Here is a 17,879-nt window from a genome sequence, read left to right as displayed (position 1 = left end):
AGAAAAAATGGAAAATGACGTACAAACGCTCAATTATAATGTCGACGAAATTCGACGTGATTTTCCTCTTTTGCATCATCAAGTTTATGGAAAGCGATTAGCATATCTTGATAGTGGTGCTTCTGCACAAAAGCCGCAATCAGTACTCAATGCAATGAATAATTATTATCACCATTGTTATGCTAATGTGCATAGGGGAATATATTTTTTAGCCAATACAGCAACACAATCCTATGAAAATTCTCGTGAAACTGTTCGTGTTTTTCTAAATGCTCAAAAAGCTGAAGAAATTGTTTTTACGAAAAATGCAACAGAAGCGATTAATACGGTTGCTTATGGTTGGGCTATGCCCAAACTCAAGGAAGGTGATGAGATTGTTCTAACAATCATGGAACATCATGCAAATATTATCCCTTGGCATTTTCTGCGTGAACAAAAAGGGGTGAAGCTTATTTTTGTTCCCGTTGATGAAAATGGTGTTCTGCATATTGAGGATTTTCAAAAGGCTTTAAGTGAAAAAACACGGCTTGTCGCTATAACGCATATGTCTAATATATTAGGGACTGTGCCTCCTGTTAAAGAGATGATTAAGCAAGCACATCAAAACTCTATTCCTGTTCTTGTTGATGGTTCTCAAGGAGCAATACATTTAACCGTTAATGTACAAGATCTCGATTGTGATTGGTATGTCTTTACAGGACATAAGCTTTATGGTCCCACTGGTGTTGGCGTTCTTTATGGTAAAGAACATCGGTTAGAGGAAATGCATCCTTTTCAAGGGGGAGGTGAAATGATTGAAGAGGTAACAACCGATAAGGTTCTTTATAATGCTCCTCCTTATCGTTTTGAAGCAGGTACACCTCCTATCGTTGAAGCTATTGGATTAGCTGCGGCCATTGACTATATACAAGAGAGAGGTCTCAGTACAATTCATGCCCATGAAATGTCTCTTTCAGCTTATGCGCATGAAAAGCTTAAAACAGTTGAATCATTGCGTATTTATGGCCATTCTCCCAATAAAGGAGCGATTATATCATTTACAATTGAAGGTATTCACGCTCATGATATCGCTATGTTTATTGATAGAAAAGGGGTTGCAATACGTGCAGGAACTCATTGTGCACAGCCTTTATTACAGCGCTTTGGTTTAACATCTATTTGTCGTGCATCGTTGGCCATGTATAATACTCAAGAAGATATAGATCAATTGGTCAAAGCATTGAAAGAAACAAGGACATTTTTTAATGGGTGAGTTAATAGAAGAACGTCATTCTACAGAATCTGCTGAAACTGTAAGCGAAAATAAAAAATCTTACATATCAACAATTCCCGCAGAAGAAATTGATCGTATGACGAATGATATTATTGCTGCTCTTAAAACAGTTTATGATCCAGAGATTCCTGCTGATATTTATGAGCTAGGACTGATTTATCGTATTGATATTGAAGATGATCGTTCAGTAAAAATTGAAATGACTCTTACAGCACCGGGATGCCCTGTTGCTGGTGAAATGCCGGGGTGGGTAGAAAATGCAGTCAGTGCAGTTGAAGGGGTTTCGTATGTTGAAGTCACTATGACTTTTGATCCACCATGGACACCTGATTGTATGTCAGAAGAAGCTCAAATTGCTGTCGGATGGTACTAAAAGTATTGGTAAGAGACTCTAATTTAGCCATTCATGAATAAGCTGTTTACTTTTCACAAGCGTTTGAATTTAAGGACGATCGCATGAGTTATAATAAACAAAAACTAGAACTTAACTGGATTGGAAAAGAAAAACGCCCAAAACTAGAGCCTCGTATCTTATTAGAAGATCTTGAAAAATCTTATCACGCTTCGCATCAAATATCATCTCAGGACATTTTTGATAATAAACTTATTTTTGGTGACAATTTGCTCGCACTCAAAGCACTTGAACAAGAATATATGGGGAAGGTAAAATGTATCTATATCGATCCACCTTATAATACAGGCAATGCTTTTGAACATTATGAAGACGGTTTGGAGCACTCCATATGGCTTAGTCTTATGAGAGACAGGTTGGAACTCCTCCATCGTTTACTTGTAAATGATGGGAGTATCTGGATATCGATTGATGATGATGAACAAGCCTATCTTAAAGTAATGATGGATGAAATTTTTGGTCGCCAAAATTTCATCAACAATATTATTTGGCAAAAGAAATATGCTCCACAAAATGATACAAAATGGCTTTCGGATAACCATGATTTTATAATGGTTTATGCTAAGGATAAAACGATTTGGCGCCCTAATTTACTTCCTCGTTCAACAGATATGGATGCCCGCTATAAAAATCCTGATAATGATCCGCGTGGTCTATGGCAATCAGATAATTTATCCGTAAAAAGGGTGACTCTTAAAGATATTTATGAAATCACCACACCTTCTGGACGAAAGGTAATGCCTCCTCATGGTAGAAGTTGGGTTATAAGTGAAAAAAAATTCTCTGAATTATTAAAAGATAATCGTATTTGGTTTGGAAGAGATAATAATGGAGTACCCCGTATTAAGCGTTTTTTATCAGAAGTAAAAAATGGTATGGTTTCAATGACTATTTGGCCCTATACGGAAGTGGGACATAATCAAGATGCCAAAAGAGAAGTCAAAGCCTTTAATTCTGATGATGTTTTTACAACTCCTAAACCTGAAAAGCTCATAGAGCGTATTATTCAACTTGCCACTAATCCCGGTGATCTTGTCCTAGATTCCTTTGCGGGTTCCGGCACAACCGGTGCTGTTGCTCATAAAATGGGAAGAAAGTGGATTATGATTGAACTTGGTGAACATTGTCACACCCACATTATCCCTCGTTTAAAACAAGTCATTGATGGAACGGATCAAGGGGGAATTTCCCAAAGTGTCAATTGGCAAGGTGGCGGTGGGTTCCGTTATTATCGTCTTGCACCTTCTTTGTTAGAAAAAGATCCATGGGGACAATGGATTATTAGTCGCGAATATAATGCTGCGATGCTTTCAGAAGCAATGTGCAAACATATGGGATTTACCTACGCACCTGATGAAAATCATTATTGGATGCAAGGGTATTCAACCGAAACAGATTATATTTATGTCACAACAAGCGCTATGACCCATGAACAACTCCGTATAATGAGTGAAGAGGTAGGCTCTCATCGCACGTTGCTGATTTGTTGCACCGCTTTTGATACAAAATCAGCATCCTTTGAAAATCTGACACTCACTAAAATCCCCCGTGCAATATTAGAAAAATGCGAATGGGGAAGGGACGATTACAGTTTAAATGTAGCCAATCTTGAACCAGTGATTGTAGTAAAAGAAAACAACAAAAATAAAGATATTGCGCAAGCAGAATTAGATCTATTTGAATAATATATAAAAAGCGGAGTTTTTCATGAACACTGTTGAAAAAAGGATTTCTGCTCGCTTATCGTTACGTGATCCTCAACGTGAATCTTTAAATATTTTGGTAAAAATCTTAGAAAATATAGAGCTTTCTAAAAATGCTGATTTGGTTGCAGAGTTAGAAGTGATAAAAAATCTTTATCCTTCTGTGCAAGATTTTGAACGAAACTTTCCCTCTTTTTGTTTTGCCTTAGCAACAGGTGTTGGGAAAACGCGACTTATGGGGGCTTTTATTAGCTATCTTTATTTAACAGGTCGCAGTCGCCATTTTTTTGTTTTAGCGCCAAATTTGACTATTTATGAAAAGTTAAAACAGGATTTTAGTCCCCAAAGTCCGAAGTATGTTTTCAGTGGAATGAGTGAATTTATTGCCAATAGACCCGTTATTATTACAGGTGAAGATTATGAAAGTGGTAAAGGTATTCGCGTTGATGAACACCATTTTGAAGGACAAAAGCGTTTGTTTGAGAATAGAGATACGGCCTTTATCAATATTTTTAATATTTCTAAAATTAATACAACGGATAATAAAAAAGGTGCACTAAAATCTAGTGTTCCGCGTATTAAACGCTTACAAGAAACGATTGGTGAAAGTTATTTTGATTATCTCGCAAATCTTCCTGATTTAGTTTTGTTAATGGATGAAGCACATCGTTATCGTGCTTCTGCTGGTGCGGCAGCAATTAATGAGTTAAAACCCATATTAGGAATAGAGCTTACAGCGACACCAAAAACAATAGGTGCAAAACCTGTAAATTTTAAAAATGTTGTTTATCATTATCCACTTGCAGAGGCTATGAGGGATGGTTTTGTAAAAGAACCTGCGGTTGCTACACGTAAAGACTTTCAACCTCAAAATTATACATCTGAGCAATTAGAATATATTAAATTACAAGATGCGATTCATACCCATGAAAATGTAAAAACAGATTTAATTACCTATGCCAAGGATTATAATCAAAAATTCGTTAAGCCTTTTATTTTAGTTGTCGCTCAAGATACAAATCATGCACAGAAATTGCGTGACTTTTTGGAATCAGATGATTTTTTTGCAGGGGCTTATAAGGGAAAAGTCGCAGAGATTCATACAAAACAGTCCAATATAGAAGAAGATCAAAATATTCAAAAGCTTATTGCGATTGAGGATCCTCATGAACCAACAGAAATTGTTATTCACGTTAATAAATTAAAGGAGGGGTGGGATGTTACGAATCTCTATACTATTGTACCGTTGCGTGCATCGGCTTCAGAAATTTTAACAGAGCAAACAATTGGGCGTGGATTGCGTTTGCCTTATGGATATAGAACAGGCGTGGAAGCTATTGATCGTTTAACAATTATTGCGCATGATCGTTTTCAAGATATTATTGATCGTGCAAACGATCCAAACTCAATTATAAAAAAGCATATTGAGATTGGAACAGGAGGGAATATCCCCTCTGAAAAGACCGATATAGTGACAGTTCCAAGCCAAGTAGAAGCTTTATTGATGCAAACGATGGTAACACGTAATTCCGATATAAATGGAGCATCTTCTGATTTACAAGGTATCATATTACGTAATACAGATTCCCCTACATTAACATCTGAAGAGCAAGAAATTGCAGCGATCGCGTGGGATCTTATTAAAGAGAATAATAAATTGCCAAGTTCTCAAATGCTTTGTTCTGCACAGATACAAGAAAAAATTGCTAATAAAGTTATGAATATTAAGCCTTCATCACAAAAGTCTCTTGTATCAAAAGTGGTGACAATTCTGACAAAACAATTAACAGAACTGATAATAGATATTCCAAATATTATACTCATACCTTCGCGTGATGTTACTTATGGTTTTTATGATTTTGATTTAAAAAATCTAGAAAGCTTAAATTTTCAACCTGTTAGTAAAGAACTTTTAATTCGAGAATTGCGGACACATAAAAGCATTTTTCTCACATCTAAGAATGAATATGTCAAAGAGCCTCATCTTGAAAATTATATCATTCGTGATTTAATTGATAATGACTTTATCGATTATGATAGCCATACGCTGTTATTACGAAAATTGGCTGGTCAGATGGTCGAGCATTTCCGATCTTATTTACCCAATGATACGGCCGTTGAGAATGTATTAATTCATTATCAGCATAAACTTAATAATTTTATTGTTGCACAATTAAGAGAACATCAATGGGAAACACAAAAAGATTATGCGATTAAAGTTACACGAGGTTTTACAACTTTATCACCTATCCATTATGTGTTACCGCAAGGGACGTCTCCTCTTGATTTTCGTAACATTCCTGCCATTAAAAGTGATATTAAAAAACTTGTATTCAGCGGCTTTAGAAAATGCTGTTATCCTTTACAAAAGTTTGATTCAGTAGAAGGGGAATTACGATTTGCTCAAATATTAGAGGATGATGCACAAGTCTTGAAATGGATGAAACCCGCTCGCGGTTTTTTCAGAATAGAATATGATAAAGGATCAACTTATGAACCGGACTTTGTTGTAGAAACGAAGGATGCCAAATATCTTTGTGAGCCTAAAAAAGCCTCTGAAATACAAAATGCTATTGTTTTGAAAAAAAGAAAAGCAGCAGTTCAATGGTGTTGTCATGCAACGCGCTATGCGGCGACTTATGGCGATAAAAAATGGTATTATGTTCTTATTCCCCATGATGCTATTAAAGCAAATAGTAGTTTTGAAGGTTTATGCGCAGAGTTTACCATTTCAGAATCTATACTTGGGAGCCCATAACCTTTTGTTTCAAAAATAAAACGCATAAATTTTTTATTGACAGATGTGAGGCTCAATAAAATGTTTGAATATTATTTTTAATTTACACTATTGCATCATTAATTTAAAAATATTAGGAATTTCTTAAATAAAAAAATATACAATTTTACTTTCTTTATATGAAAAAAACAGTAAGTTTATCGTTACAAATTAAAAAATATCTTAATTTTATAAACAACTTTTTTCAAAAAAAACTTAATCAGTTTATGATTCTATCTTTTGAAAAGTCTGAATATAATGGGATATCTAGAAGATAAAAGAAAATAATTTTACGTATGACTTTGAATTTAACAAACACTGTTTTTAATTTTTTAAAGAAAAATGCCGCCAAAAAAATTTACAGCTCGAGAAATTGCACAATGGATATTTGAAAATTATCCGGAAAAATGCCGCCAAAAACAAAAGCGTTCAACGGCAACAATCACTCCTCTTAAGAATGATACAGCACTTATTCAGCAAATTGTCGCTGAAATAGGATCTCAGCGACCTCAGTTACAAAAGCATTATCCAGAAATTAAGACCACTGAAGGACGTCCGCGGCAGTATTATTTTACAAAACAAACAGATAGTGCTGAAATTGATGCAGTAGAGGACAATACAGAGAGTAGGACAGAAGATGGCTCTATTAAAGAGCATGATCTTTATCCATTATTATCTAAATTTTTATGGTCAGAGCTTGCAGTTTATAGCAAGCGCATTAATGAGAAATGTTCTCGTAATAAAAGTGGTACAGGAGGGAATAAATGGCTTTATCCAGATCTCGTAGGAATACAGGATTTAAGTAAAGAATGGAATCGTGAAATCAAAGATTGCATTTTGCAATATTTTGATAAAAAAAACAAAGCTTTGGTCTTTTGAAGTTAAAATTCTCATTAATCGTTCAAATTTACGAAAAGCATTTTTTCAAACAGTAAGCAATTCTTCATGGGCAAATTTTAGTTATTTAGTTGCGAGTGAAGTTGAAGGTGTTGATACATTAAAAGAGCTTCGGATGCTTTCAAGCTTGCACGGAATTGGATTTATAAGACTTGACAAGGAAAATGCTTCCGAGAGTGAGATCATAATTCCAGCTAAAGAACGGAGAGATATTGATTGGGATATTGCTAATAGATTAGTGGAGGAAAACAAAGACTTTCTTCATTATATTAAGCTCATTCGTCAATTTTATCAAACCGGTGAGATGCGTCCATCCGATTGGGATCATATGGGGCCATGAAGGTTATTTTAAAAAGATTCTATTGTTTAAAAGTTTCTTTTTCAGAGTGATAAAAAATTACTATAACTGTTTTATTTGAATGATTATATTGATTTATAATGATAATTAGTCTCACTTAACTTAAATGAGAGATTAGAATATTGTAACATTCAATCATTTCAAACCATCTTATATCGATATTTAATCAATCGAAACTTTTGCATACGCATCAAGTGGGAATGAATAAACTCTGTTTAAAACCTGTTCCATTTTGCGCGTAGGGTATTTCATTAGATATTAGACTTAATGATTATAATTTATTACAAATTTTCTATTATAGAGAATTAAATTCAACTTTTTTGCTTTATTTACATCAAGCATTGAAATATATATGTTCTCTCATATTGAAGTTTTCTCACGCAGAATTTTGTTAGTCCCGATTGTTGTTCCTCTTGATTATATTTAAGTCTTTATCATCTATATTAAACATTTAAAGAGAAATATGAATTTTATAAAATATTGTCAAAGGTTATTTTAATCTCTTGAAGTGGGCTTAAAAATAAATTTCTATCATATTTTATGATAAGGGGAGTGTATACAATACCACTTACAACAATGTTCTCTTATTTATTCAATAACGCCGCACGCCAGGCGTGCACCACCTCCACCAAGCGGTAACTGTTTATCTGATTGATTATCACCCCCTAAATGAATCATTAATGAGCGCCCTGTAATTTCAGAGATTTTTTTCAATCGTGGAGCAAGAACGCTCATCGTAGCATATCCTTGTTTATCAACATAAAGTGCTGGTAAATCACCAAGATGACCATCAACATTATAAGGTCCAAAATGTCTTCCGGTATGTTCAGGATCATAATGTCCTCCTGCGCTCCCACCAATTATGCCATCTTTTGTATTACATGAAGGGTTTTCATGTACATGAAAACCATGCAGCCCTTCTGGTAAAGTCGATAAATTAGGGATGAAAACCAAACCGTATGTGTTTTCTTCAATTTTAATGCTACCAATAGCCTTTTTTGAATTATTATCTTCTAGTTTATAAATATTCACTGTTGCTGATAGAGCTAATGCAAAGTTTTTATGTATTAGAAATGCCATAACAACGAATAATAAGAATAATATTTTTTTCATAAAATACCTTTATAATTACTTTAAATAAATTATTTATAAAAATAATCTTAATTAAAATATTTTATTAGTAATATATATTATTAAATACATAAAAATATTATAAATTTAATTTAAGAAAAATAAAATATACATAAATACTAACTATTATAAAGAATAGATTAAAGTATATTTTTGAACATAACTTCTGTTTTTTTCTATAAAAATGTAGCTTTTACAGATGGATAATTATATCTCGCTTACCTTTCTTCAAGGGATGCTTAAAAAAATATTTTTTTTGAGATATATTAAGAAATTAATCAAGCGATTTTAATAAGTTAGCTAATAATATAATGATCATTTCAGCAAAAAGCAGAGCATATAATTTGTTGATGTTTTAATGTTCTGTTTATAGAAAAATGATAATAGTTTTCTATTCATTGTGAAATTTATAAGAGAAGAAAGTACTATGATTAATATAAATTTCCCATAAAATACAGCATATACCAACACCACCCCCCATTCCGGATCCTATCAGTGCTCCTATTATCGTTCCGGTAGAAAGTGCTATTCCTATACCCATTGCGATAAGTGGACCAAATCCCGGAAGAGCAATATAACCATAAGTAGCAAGAGTTGCTGCGATTGCTCCTGATATGCTACCATTTAAACCGCCAATGAAAGCAAATTCTTTAATAGAATGATAGCACTTTTTGAAAAAAAAATTCTTACAACGATGAATAGAAACGTTACTGTAAGTTTTAAACTCAATCATATTTTTTTCTTTCATTTTGAATGCTAACTGTTCCTGAATAGTCAACGGACACGAAAAAATGAGACTTTTTAAATTTTACTAAAGCACGCCAGATACCTTTGTCATCTAAACGCAATCGTTTAATGTTTTCAAAACCATTTTGCATAAGACAATTTTTAATTTGTGAAGCAGTAAATGAATTTTGACCTATTTTAGTGACATTTTGATTAGAGCTATAGGTAAAGGCTTGACAATAAGGAAGATGAAAAACTTCACTGATTGAAGTAGTGACGATCGATAAAACATATACAATCATCATAAAAAAAATACTTAACTTTAAAATATTAGTTAGTTTCATCTTGTCACTCTCTGTTGAAACAACACTTTATTAACTGTTGTATTGCTAACTTGGTTCCAAAGATGGTTCTATTTTTAATATTATAATTAATAAAAAATTTGAAAATTTATTGCTTAACTAAAATTGTTTTTTATATATAAATTTTATATTTAATACAGAATTATAAGAAATATATATTTTATGAATTACTTCATATCAATATACTAAATATATAGAGTAATTTTTTAGATAAAGTGATAGTGTTTAATAGTTTTTCATTTATATTATTAATGCAGAGGTGCTACTGCGAGAAACGAGCTTAAATGCAAGATGTTACTTTAAAACAAGCACGGAAATCAATAGAATAAACATTCTAGTATGAATTTTACAAAACTGATAAAGCTTTGAATTATATTTATGTCCTAAAATAATGAATTAAATTCTTTTTATTCTATAATATAATATTATATTTTAGTAAATAAATGTAATTAAAAAATACATTATTATAAATAACCATTTCTTTGGTTATTTATAGGTTATATACTTATTATTATTTTTTTTAGTTTACATGAGTACGTCAGATACAAAATTAGCATTTATTTTTAGCTATTATCTCTTATCTGTCAATAGAGCTATTTAGGTGATTTTATTGGAAATATTGACATCATTTCTTTGAAGCCGTAACCGGGATACATACCTTCGCGCATAAATAAATTACGTAATGGTGAGCAATGATGTAATAGACCAAGGCCAATACTGCGCATGATATGAACAGGAAACATATGAGAAAGTAAAGCAGAGTTGAGGGTATGAACAGCGCTACTACGGATTAATATATCTGGTTTGCGGTATTGGTTATATTGTGTAACAACCATTTCAGAGTTAGAATCGGATATTTGATTGGGTAAAATATCAATCAAAGTTTGAACATCACGGAATCCTAAATTTAGTCCCTGGGCTCCAATAGGGGGAAAAACATGAGCAGATTCGCCGACTAAAATCGTTCGATTTGCAGCAAAATGATGAGCGAGAAGCCCCGAAAGCGGCCATGCTTGAATTGATGTTTCTAAGGTTAGTGTTCCAAGCATTGATTGCATTTTATTTTCGATTATTTTTGTAATTGCTTTTGCTTCTATATTCAATAATTCTTCAGCACGAGAAGGGTGAACAACCCATACAAGACTGGATCTTCGTCCAGGGAGTGGAACCTGTGTAAATGGGCCATGTTCTGTATGAAATTCAGTTGATGTATTTTGATGAGAAAATTCATGAGAACAATTGAGAACAAGAGCTTTTTGTGGATAGTTCCACTGTTTAACAGTTATCTCGGCTGCGGCACGGGTAAGAGAGTGGCGTCCATCAGCAGCAATAACAAGAGGTGTTTGAATGACTTTATCATCAGCAAGAGTAATAGATACATGGCTTTTCGTGTGATGAAAAGATTTAGCTTCAGAAACAAACCTTTTAATATTAGGCATCTGTGCAACAGCATCGACTAAAGCAGAGTTCAATTCTGCATTGGGTATATTATATCCAAAAGCTTTTTCACCAATTTCAGCAGAAGAAAAGTGCACCGTAGGTGCACGCACAATCCTAGAAGTTATATCGATAATTCTCATGTACGATAAAGCAGCAGCTCGTTTTTGAAGACTATCCCAAATATTAAGTTTTTGGAGTGTGCGTATTGCAGGCATCATAAGAGCTGTTGTCCGTAACTCATCTGTATGAGCAGGGGGGCCAACAAGAAAAACAAAAAAACCCTTATGTGCAAGCCTTAGCGCGGCTAACATCCCGACAGGACCTGCACCAATAACAGTAATAGCTTTATGTTCTTTCTTTTCAAAGATCACAACAAGTTAAGCCTTTCTTCAATAGAGCAAATATTTTAACATTTCTAAATGATTGCTCTCTTTTTATTGTATGAAGTTCTTCTATTATATTATGTAATAAATAATGCGATATAAAAAAGTAACCTTTTTATAATTTTTTTATGCTGAGTCATATCATGAGTAAAAATGGCGTATTGGTAGATGGATGAAGACTGTAAAAACGAGGATAAGAAAACCTTGAAACGTAAACTAACAAAAAAAATCAAAACAAATGCTAAATTATTACGCCATAAAAAAGTAACAATGCCACAAGCAAAGGCTTTTTCTGTTCATTTACTAACAGCTTCGGGATCATTTTTAGCGTTTCTTTCTCTTATATCGGCTTCTCAAAAAGAATGGACAGCTATGTTCTGTTGGCTTGGGCTTGCACTTCTTGTTGATGGTATAGATGGACCCATTGCACGCAAACTTGATGTTAAATATGTACTTCCAACATGGTCTGGAGAGTTGTTAGATAATATCATTGACTACGTAACTTATGTTTTAATTCCTGCTTTTGCCCTCTATCAAAGTGGTTTTATGAGGGTAGGGTTATCGTTTTCATTGAGTGCAGTCATTGTTATTTCATCGGCTATTTATTATGCTGATACGGGTATGAAAACCAAAGAAAACTTTTTTAAAGGATTTCCTGTTGTTTGGAATATGATGGTTTTTACACTTTTTGTCGTAAGACCAGAGGAGTGGATTACCTTTATCATTATTGTTTTATCGGCCATTATATCTTTCTTACCAATTTATTTCATCCACCCTGTAAGAGTCTGTCGTTTGCGGAGAATTAATTTTCCAATTTTTCTCTTATGGTGTTTCTTTGGTGTTGTCGCTTTCTTTTATCAACTAGAGGCTCCATATTGGGTTAAAATAGGAATTTCAATAACAGGGATTTATATATATTGTATTGGCGCGATCATGCAAATATTTCCCCAACTTGGGGCAAAAAGTATAAAAAAAACAATAGATTAGTTGTTTTAAGGTTTTAAGAAGGGTGTGAAATGAAAATTGATTTTGGAGCAGATAATGATATTTCTTTTGCGAAAGAAGGGTATGCTGGTATTATAAAGCTCACACGCCCTTTAGCATTAAACGCTCTTAGTCAACGAATGGTTTCCGCTTTAAAAAAAGCTCTCAAGACGTGGAAAACGGATAGTGATATTTCATGTGTCTTAATTGAAGGAGAGGGACGTGCTTTTTGTGCTGGTGGAGATGTTGTAGAAATCTATCAGATGGGGAAAAGTGCCTCTGCTTATCAATATTTTAGAGAGGAATATAGTTTAAATGCTTATATTAAACGTTTTCCAAAGCCTTATATCTCTTTCTTAAACGGTATTTGGATGGGAGGAGGGGTCGGTATTTCGCTGTATGGTTCTCATCGAATTGTTACAGAAAATACAGTTTTTGCTATGCCAGAAGCTGCGATTGGATTTTTTCCAGATGTTGGTGCAGGTTTTTTCTTACCATCTCTTCCTAATTATTTTGGTATTTATCTTGCATTGACCGGTGCAAATATAAAATGGGGAGATTGTTTAAATTTAGGATTAGCAACACATGCTGTTCCTGAAGTTAAGTTCGATATTATTAGGAAAGCAGTTATTGAGCAAGGAGATCCTACTTTAGCTTTAAATGAGCACGCAATTACAAAAAATTATGAAACGAGTCATGAAATACGGTGTATTATTAACACTTGTTTTAGTGCGCAGACATTAGAAGAATGCCTTGAATTGCTTTATAAAAAAAGTAATGAAGGTATTTTATTTGCTAAAGAATGTTATGATATTTTGCAGGCACGTTCTCCGATAAGTTTAAAAGTCATCTGGAAACAAATGAAACAAAATGTACCTCGAACTTTGGAAGATTGTATAAAAATTGAAAACCGCATCGCACATCATATGATTAATTCCCATGATTTTTATGAAGGGATACGTGCTATGTTAATCGATAAGGACAAAACACCCAAATGGCAGCCAGATAAACTTTCAAATGTAACAGATGAAATGATAGAGGCTTATTTCCAACCTGTTGAACGAGAGTTATTATTGTGAAAAATAATTCACACAAACGGATTTCAAAAATCAACTTAATTTATAACTGTTATTTACGATTTTTGGCGCTTATTTGCTTGAGCTTGAGTGTTTTTTATTGGATACGCTTAGTTGGTGTCTTTCCAGGTACTCTATGGCGTTTTGATCTTATGCCTTGGCAGTGGCAGTTTGCATCAGCAATATTGGCTATTCTCTATCCTATTGCCTTGATTGGACTTTGGATGTATTCATTATGGGGCATTATTTTATGGTGTAGTGCGGCGTTGATTGAAATAATAACAATCTATTATTCTAATTTTATTTATCAGCCGTTTGTACCATTATTTCATGGAATATTATTTTTAGTCTTTGTGATCCTACGAATTATGATGATTTTTTTTGAAAGAATAAAAAATAAAAAACGATTGTGATTGAAACTTTCGAGCCAGAATAAAACAGCATCGGTTTTCAATCTAACTATCTAACTATAAAATCATCCAAGTTTTTAAAATTAAAAAATGCGCGCTATAGTTCAGCGTGTTCGAAAATGATAACCATTCTTTCTTTTTCTTTAAATATATGTGTTGTCTGGCAATTATAAAACGTACCTTCTCATTAAAAGTTCCATAATATATATTATGCGATAATGTGATTATGATAAAAATTGGCTTTAAGTAAAAAAACAAAACTACTTAAAGCCAAAAAACAACAAGAAAAATTATTGTACTAATTTACAACGTTTCATATGTGCAAGATCACTCAAAACAGCATTACGATTATTTAAAGCTGAAATTTCATTACTTTCATTTGATTTTGCATCTATAAAGAAAAAGGCAGGTAGAAAAAAGAGACCTGCAGCTGCTAAAGCTACATTTTTCTTTCTTGTTTTAGAACGCTCTGCAATTGTAGCATCGATTTGACGTTTATTAGCAAGAAACTCTCGTTGAATATCAGCACAACTCATTGTTCCATCATGTATTGTAGTAACTGAAATATTTTTTTCTAAACGCCCACCACATGCTGACAAGAAAACTGCTAAAACTATAATATACATTACTTGCTTAACATTATGCATAAAAAAACCTCATCTTTAAGATAAATAAGAAGATAATCCAAAAATGCCAATTATGACAAAAATAAGATAAAATAAAGGATAATTTTAAAAAGGTACTTTTTATTTATATATCTGTTTCAAAAATAAGACCTTGATATGCAGGCTTTACATAAGCAGGAACGTAATTGACAACCTTATTGTAATCTAGCGATCTGTCCATATGTGTAAGTATGGCTTGTTTGGGCTTTAAATATTCTATCCATTGTAATGCTTGATCAACAGAAAAATGACTCGGATGAGGTTTAAATTGAAGGGCTTCAATGATAAGAACATCCAAATCCATTAATTTGGATAATGTTTTTGCAGGAAACTCACTAACATCTGTACAATATGCAACATTTCCAATACGAAAACCTAAGGAATGAATATTTCCATGGTATTGTAAATGCGTATTAACGCTTATTTTGCCCCCCTGCCCCTGAATAATAAACTGGCTATCTTCATTGATAAGATGTTCTTTTAAGATGGGTGAATAAGAGGAATCTTTTGGTGTTTGAAAACAATATCCGAAAGCATTCTTGAGATGCTCTAATGTAAACCTATCTGCATAGATATCGATTAAACATTTTTGTGCAAGGGCATAGCTGCGTAAATCGTCAATACCGTGGATATGGTCTGCATGAGAATGCGTGTAAAGAGCAGCATCAAGATGACTTACACGGGCATCGATCATTTGTGAGCGAAAATCTGGACCTGTATCAATAACGACCGTTGTTTTTTTTTCTGATGATTTAATGCGTTCAACTAATAAAGAACTTCTGTAGCGTTTATTTTTAGGGTTATTGGGATCACATATACCCCAATCACCATTGGGGCGTGGGACACCTGGAGAGGGACCACAGCCTAATATTGTAAATCGGTACTGATCGCACATAGCTTTTGCCTTATTTCATTTTGCTAAATAAACGAAAAGCATTCCGGGTTGTTATCTGCGCTGTTTCTTCAATACTTAAACCAATTGTTTCAGCTAAAATAGCTGCTGTATAGCATACAAAAGATGGTTCATTGGTTTTACCCCGGTAAGGAGTGGGGGCTAAAAATGGTGCATCTGTTTCCACCAGCAACTGCTCATGGGGCACAATTTTTGCTATTTCACGGATTTCAAATGCATTTTTAAAAGTAAGAATACCTGAAAAAGAAATATAACCCCCAAGTTCAATGCCAGCACGAGCAAGCTGCATTCCAGATGAATAACAATGAAGAATAAAAGGAAAAGCCCCTAGCTTTATCTGTTCGCGTAAAATTTTCTCCATATCAATATCTGCATTGCGTGAATGTATAACAAGAGGAATCTGTGTTTCTCGAGAAGCAATGATATGTTCTTGGAATACTTTCTTTTGCTCTTCTGGTGTAGAATAATCATAATGGTAATCAAGCCCCCCTTCCCCAAATGCAACAATTTTAGGGTGTTTTGAGAGTTGTATAAGCTCTTTGGCTGTAATATCTTGTTCTTCATGCGCATGATTAGGGTGGGTTCCAACGGAACAAAAGACTTGATCATAGTTTTGCGCAATAGCTAACAGTTTATCTAACTTACGAACATGGGTTGAAATTGTGATCATACGTCTAACGTCAGCATCAAAAGCCCGTTGGATAACATTATCCAAATCTTGTGAAAAATCTTCAAAATCAAGATGACAATGTGTATCAATGAGCATGATGAGAATCTTCTTTCTTCAAGAGATAACGAGGGAAAATTGGTTCTGGTGGTGGAAGATCAAGCCCTTCTTGAATTTTTGTATGGCTTATATGATACAACAACCGATCATTTTCAGCAACCGCAAGGCTATCAAGAAGTTTTGTTGCTGATTGGGGAATGAAAGGCAAAAGCATAATTCCTATTCGTCGCAAGGTTTCGACAGTTATATAAAGAACTGTAAAAAACCGCTCTTGATCATTCTTTCGTAAACTCCAAGGCTGTTCGTTGGCAAAATAGCGATTGGCATCTGCTACAAGTGAAAAAATAGCTGAAAGAGCTAAATGCATACTATGAGAAGACATCGCTTGGTCTACAGTTTCAAGCACTTGAAGAGATTGTTCTAAAAGCTGTTTATCTTGAACTAAAAATGCAGCGGGTTTAGGAACCTTTGCATCACAATTCTTGGCAATCATAGATAAAGAACGCTGTGCTAAATTACCAAGATCATTAGCAAGATCGGCATTAATACGGCTCACAAGGTTTTCATGGTTATAACTACCATCATGTCCAAAGGGCACTTCACGAAGCAGAAAATAACGAACCTGATCAAGGCCATAATGATCAACCATTTCAAAAGGATCAACGACATTTCCAACAGATTTTGACATTTTTGCACCACGATTAAGTAAAAAACCATGTGCAAAAATACTTTTAGGCAATTCAACTCCAGCAGACATTAAAAATGCTGGCCAATAAACGGCATGAAAACGAATAATATCCTTACCAATGATATGCGTATTTGCAGGCCAAAAATCACGTTTTTTTGAATTTTTATTAAAAAAATCAATTGCTGATAGGTAATTTGTAAGCGCATCAACCCAAACATACATCACGTGTTTGGGATTATCAGGAACAGAAACTCCCCAATTAAAATTTGTCCGTGAAATAGAAATATCTTTTAAACCCGATTTGATAAAACTTATAATTTCATTACGCCGCTCGAAGGGAGCAATAAAATTAGGATGTTTTTCATAATATTCAATAAGCGCCTTTTCATAACGAGAAAGTTTAAAAAAATAACTTTCTTCTTCATTCCATTCAACAGAAGAACCTAATTCCTTCTCGCGACGAATATTATCGGGTCCAATTTCCGTGTCTTTCTCTTCATAATAGGCTTCTTGGCGAACCGAATACCAACCCTTATAACGGCCAAGATAAATATCGCCATTCTCTTCCATCCTTTTCCAAATTTCTTGACACGTTTGAGAATGGCGCTCTTCTGTCGTGCGGATGAAATCATCGTTAGAACAATTTAATACCGTAAGCATTTTTTGAAACACAGCGCTATTACGATCTGCAAGTTGCTGAGGTGTCATGCCTAATGTTGCTGCGGTCTGTTGCATCTTTAGACCATACTCATCTGTACCAGAAAGAAAAAATACATTTTTTCCCTTTAATCGTTGAAAACGGGCTAAGACATCACTTGCAATGGCACTATAGGCATGCCCAATATGCGGATTACCATTAGGATAAAAAATGGGAGTTGTTATGTAATATGTGTCACACATGTCGTACTCGTTGTAAAACGCCATAAATAAAAGATATAATGACATAACGCTTGTT

17 protein-coding genes are annotated in these 17,879 nt (G+C 33.9%); 9 read left to right on the top strand and 8 right to left on the bottom strand.

Going from position 1 to position 17,879, the window contains the following annotated elements; translation table 11 throughout:
* Positions 1-7 precede the first annotated feature (7 nt).
* The 6 genes from PVV59_RS01690 (at position 8) to PVV59_RS01665 (ending at position 7,401) form a co-directional block, all read left to right on the top strand.
* Positions 8-1,252 carry a cysteine desulfurase gene (locus PVV59_RS01690; RefSeq protein ID WP_273754189.1) on the top strand — a complete coding sequence of 415 codons (1,245 nt, stop codon included), beginning with the start codon at positions 8-10 and terminating at the stop codon, positions 1,250-1,252.
* The gene (locus PVV59_RS01685) at positions 1,245-1,646 is read left to right on the top strand and encodes an SUF system Fe-S cluster assembly protein (RefSeq protein ID WP_273754188.1); all 402 of its coding nucleotides are present in this window, start codon (positions 1,245-1,247) and stop codon (positions 1,644-1,646) included. Before PVV59_RS01690 ends, PVV59_RS01685 begins: the two co-directional genes overlap by 8 nt.
* An 83-nt stretch (positions 1,647-1,729) precedes the next feature.
* Positions 1,730-3,370 carry a site-specific DNA-methyltransferase gene (locus PVV59_RS01680; RefSeq protein WP_273754186.1) on the top strand — a complete coding sequence of 547 codons (1,641 nt, stop codon included), beginning with the start codon at positions 1,730-1,732 and terminating at the stop codon, positions 3,368-3,370.
* A 22-nt stretch (positions 3,371-3,392) separates the two neighbouring features.
* Positions 3,393-6,146, top strand: coding sequence for a DEAD/DEAH box helicase (locus PVV59_RS01675; protein ID WP_273754185.1), 2,754 nt, complete (start codon positions 3,393-3,395; stop codon positions 6,144-6,146).
* A 360-nt stretch (positions 6,147-6,506) separates the two neighbouring features.
* Positions 6,507-7,043 (top strand): hypothetical protein, encoded by a 537-nt coding sequence (locus PVV59_RS01670; protein WP_273754183.1) that lies wholly within the window; start codon positions 6,507-6,509, stop codon positions 7,041-7,043.
* Positions 7,012-7,401 (top strand): hypothetical protein, encoded by a 390-nt coding sequence (locus PVV59_RS01665; protein WP_273754182.1) that lies wholly within the window; start codon positions 7,012-7,014, stop codon positions 7,399-7,401. The genes PVV59_RS01670 and PVV59_RS01665 overlap by 32 nt, the downstream gene beginning before the upstream one ends.
* A 606-nt stretch (positions 7,402-8,007) precedes the next feature.
* On the opposite strand, the gene sodC is transcribed toward PVV59_RS01665, so the two are convergent.
* The 4 genes from sodC to PVV59_RS01645 all read right to left on the bottom strand — a co-directional run bounded on the left by sodC (position 8,008) and on the right by PVV59_RS01645 (position 11,449).
* Complete coding sequence (gene sodC / locus PVV59_RS01660) at positions 8,008-8,532, bottom strand: superoxide dismutase [Cu-Zn] SodC (RefSeq protein WP_273754181.1); 525 nt, start codon at positions 8,530-8,532, stop codon at positions 8,008-8,010.
* A 409-nt stretch (positions 8,533-8,941) separates the two neighbouring features.
* Entirely contained in the window at positions 8,942-9,298 is a 357-nt protein-coding gene (locus PVV59_RS01655) for a hypothetical protein (protein ID WP_273754179.1), read from the bottom strand.
* Entirely contained in the window at positions 9,276-9,620 is a 345-nt protein-coding gene (locus PVV59_RS01650; RefSeq protein WP_273754177.1) for a hypothetical protein, read from the bottom strand. Before PVV59_RS01650 ends, PVV59_RS01655 begins: the two co-directional genes overlap by 23 nt.
* A gap of 611 nt (positions 9,621-10,231) precedes the next feature.
* Complete coding sequence (locus tag PVV59_RS01645; protein WP_273754176.1) at positions 10,232-11,449, bottom strand: UbiH/UbiF family hydroxylase; 1,218 nt, start codon at positions 11,447-11,449, stop codon at positions 10,232-10,234.
* A 180-nt stretch (positions 11,450-11,629) separates the two neighbouring features.
* On the opposite strand from PVV59_RS01645, the gene pcsA reads away from it, so the two are divergent.
* Genes pcsA through PVV59_RS01630 form a run of 3 tightly spaced genes read left to right on the top strand, consistent with a single transcriptional unit; the run spans position 11,630 to position 13,934 of the window.
* On the top strand, positions 11,630-12,448 hold the full coding sequence (gene pcsA, locus PVV59_RS01640; protein ID WP_273754174.1) for a phosphatidylcholine synthase: 819 nt from the start codon (positions 11,630-11,632) through the stop codon (positions 12,446-12,448).
* 29 nt (positions 12,449-12,477) lie between these two features.
* On the top strand, positions 12,478-13,524 hold the full coding sequence (locus PVV59_RS01635; RefSeq protein WP_273754173.1) for an enoyl-CoA hydratase/isomerase family protein: 1,047 nt from the start codon (positions 12,478-12,480) through the stop codon (positions 13,522-13,524).
* Complete coding sequence (locus PVV59_RS01630; RefSeq protein WP_273754171.1) at positions 13,521-13,934, top strand: DUF6163 family protein; 414 nt, start codon at positions 13,521-13,523, stop codon at positions 13,932-13,934. The genes PVV59_RS01635 and PVV59_RS01630 overlap by 4 nt, the downstream gene beginning before the upstream one ends.
* A gap of 287 nt (positions 13,935-14,221) precedes the next feature.
* On the opposite strand, the gene PVV59_RS01625 is transcribed toward PVV59_RS01630, so the two are convergent.
* The 4 genes from PVV59_RS01625 to metG form a co-directional block, all read right to left on the bottom strand.
* Positions 14,222-14,578 (bottom strand): hypothetical protein, encoded by a 357-nt coding sequence (locus tag PVV59_RS01625; protein WP_273754170.1) that lies wholly within the window; start codon positions 14,576-14,578, stop codon positions 14,222-14,224.
* 103 nt (positions 14,579-14,681) lie between these two features.
* Complete coding sequence (locus PVV59_RS01620) at positions 14,682-15,491, bottom strand: MBL fold metallo-hydrolase (RefSeq protein WP_273754169.1); 810 nt, start codon at positions 15,489-15,491, stop codon at positions 14,682-14,684.
* Between the two features lie 10 nt (positions 15,492-15,501).
* Positions 15,502-16,275, bottom strand: a complete 774-nt coding sequence (locus PVV59_RS01615) for a TatD family hydrolase (protein WP_273754168.1) — start codon at positions 16,273-16,275, stop codon at positions 15,502-15,504.
* A complete protein-coding gene (gene metG / locus PVV59_RS01610) occupies positions 16,265-17,824 on the bottom strand; it encodes a methionine--tRNA ligase (RefSeq protein ID WP_273754167.1) in 1,560 nt (519 codons plus the stop codon). Before metG ends, PVV59_RS01615 begins: the two co-directional genes overlap by 11 nt.
* Positions 17,825-17,879 lie beyond the last annotated feature (55 nt).

Source organism: Bartonella sp. MM73XJBT.G (genome assembly GCF_028618435.1).
Taxonomy (GTDB): Bacteria; Pseudomonadota; Alphaproteobacteria; order Rhizobiales; family Rhizobiaceae; genus Bartonella.
Note: the sequence above shows the minus strand (reverse complement) of the source record. Positions and strands in the feature narration are given on the sequence as shown.

Excerpts from the sequence above, each read along its gene's own strand:
- PVV59_RS01690 (WP_273754189.1), top strand. The coding sequence starts at position 8 with ATGGAAAATGACGTACAAACGCTCAATTATAATGTCGACGAAATTCGA.
- PVV59_RS01685 (WP_273754188.1), top strand. The coding sequence starts at position 1,245 with ATGGGTGAGTTAATAGAAGAACGTCATTCTACAGAATCTGCTGAAACT.
- PVV59_RS01680 (WP_273754186.1), top strand. The coding sequence starts at position 1,730 with ATGAGTTATAATAAACAAAAACTAGAACTTAACTGGATTGGAAAAGAA.
- PVV59_RS01675 (WP_273754185.1), top strand. The coding sequence starts at position 3,393 with ATGAACACTGTTGAAAAAAGGATTTCTGCTCGCTTATCGTTACGTGAT.
- PVV59_RS01670 (WP_273754183.1), top strand. The coding sequence starts at position 6,507 with ATGCCGCCAAAAAAATTTACAGCTCGAGAAATTGCACAATGGATATTT.
- sodC (WP_273754181.1), bottom strand. The coding sequence starts at position 8,532 with ATGAAAAAAATATTATTCTTATTATTCGTTGTTATGGCATTTCTAATA.
- PVV59_RS01655 (WP_273754179.1), bottom strand. The coding sequence starts at position 9,298 with ATGAAAGAAAAAAATATGATTGAGTTTAAAACTTACAGTAACGTTTCT.
- PVV59_RS01650 (WP_273754177.1), bottom strand. The coding sequence starts at position 9,620 with ATGAAACTAACTAATATTTTAAAGTTAAGTATTTTTTTTATGATGATT.
- pcsA (WP_273754174.1), top strand. The coding sequence starts at position 11,630 with ATGGATGAAGACTGTAAAAACGAGGATAAGAAAACCTTGAAACGTAAA.
- PVV59_RS01635 (WP_273754173.1), top strand. The coding sequence starts at position 12,478 with ATGAAAATTGATTTTGGAGCAGATAATGATATTTCTTTTGCGAAAGAA.
- PVV59_RS01625 (WP_273754170.1), bottom strand. The coding sequence starts at position 14,578 with ATGCATAATGTTAAGCAAGTAATGTATATTATAGTTTTAGCAGTTTTC.
- PVV59_RS01620 (WP_273754169.1), bottom strand. The coding sequence starts at position 15,491 with ATGTGCGATCAGTACCGATTTACAATATTAGGCTGTGGTCCCTCTCCA.
- PVV59_RS01615 (WP_273754168.1), bottom strand. The coding sequence starts at position 16,275 with ATGCTCATTGATACACATTGTCATCTTGATTTTGAAGATTTTTCACAA.
- metG (WP_273754167.1), bottom strand. The coding sequence starts at position 17,824 with ATGTGTGACACATATTACATAACAACTCCCATTTTTTATCCTAATGGT.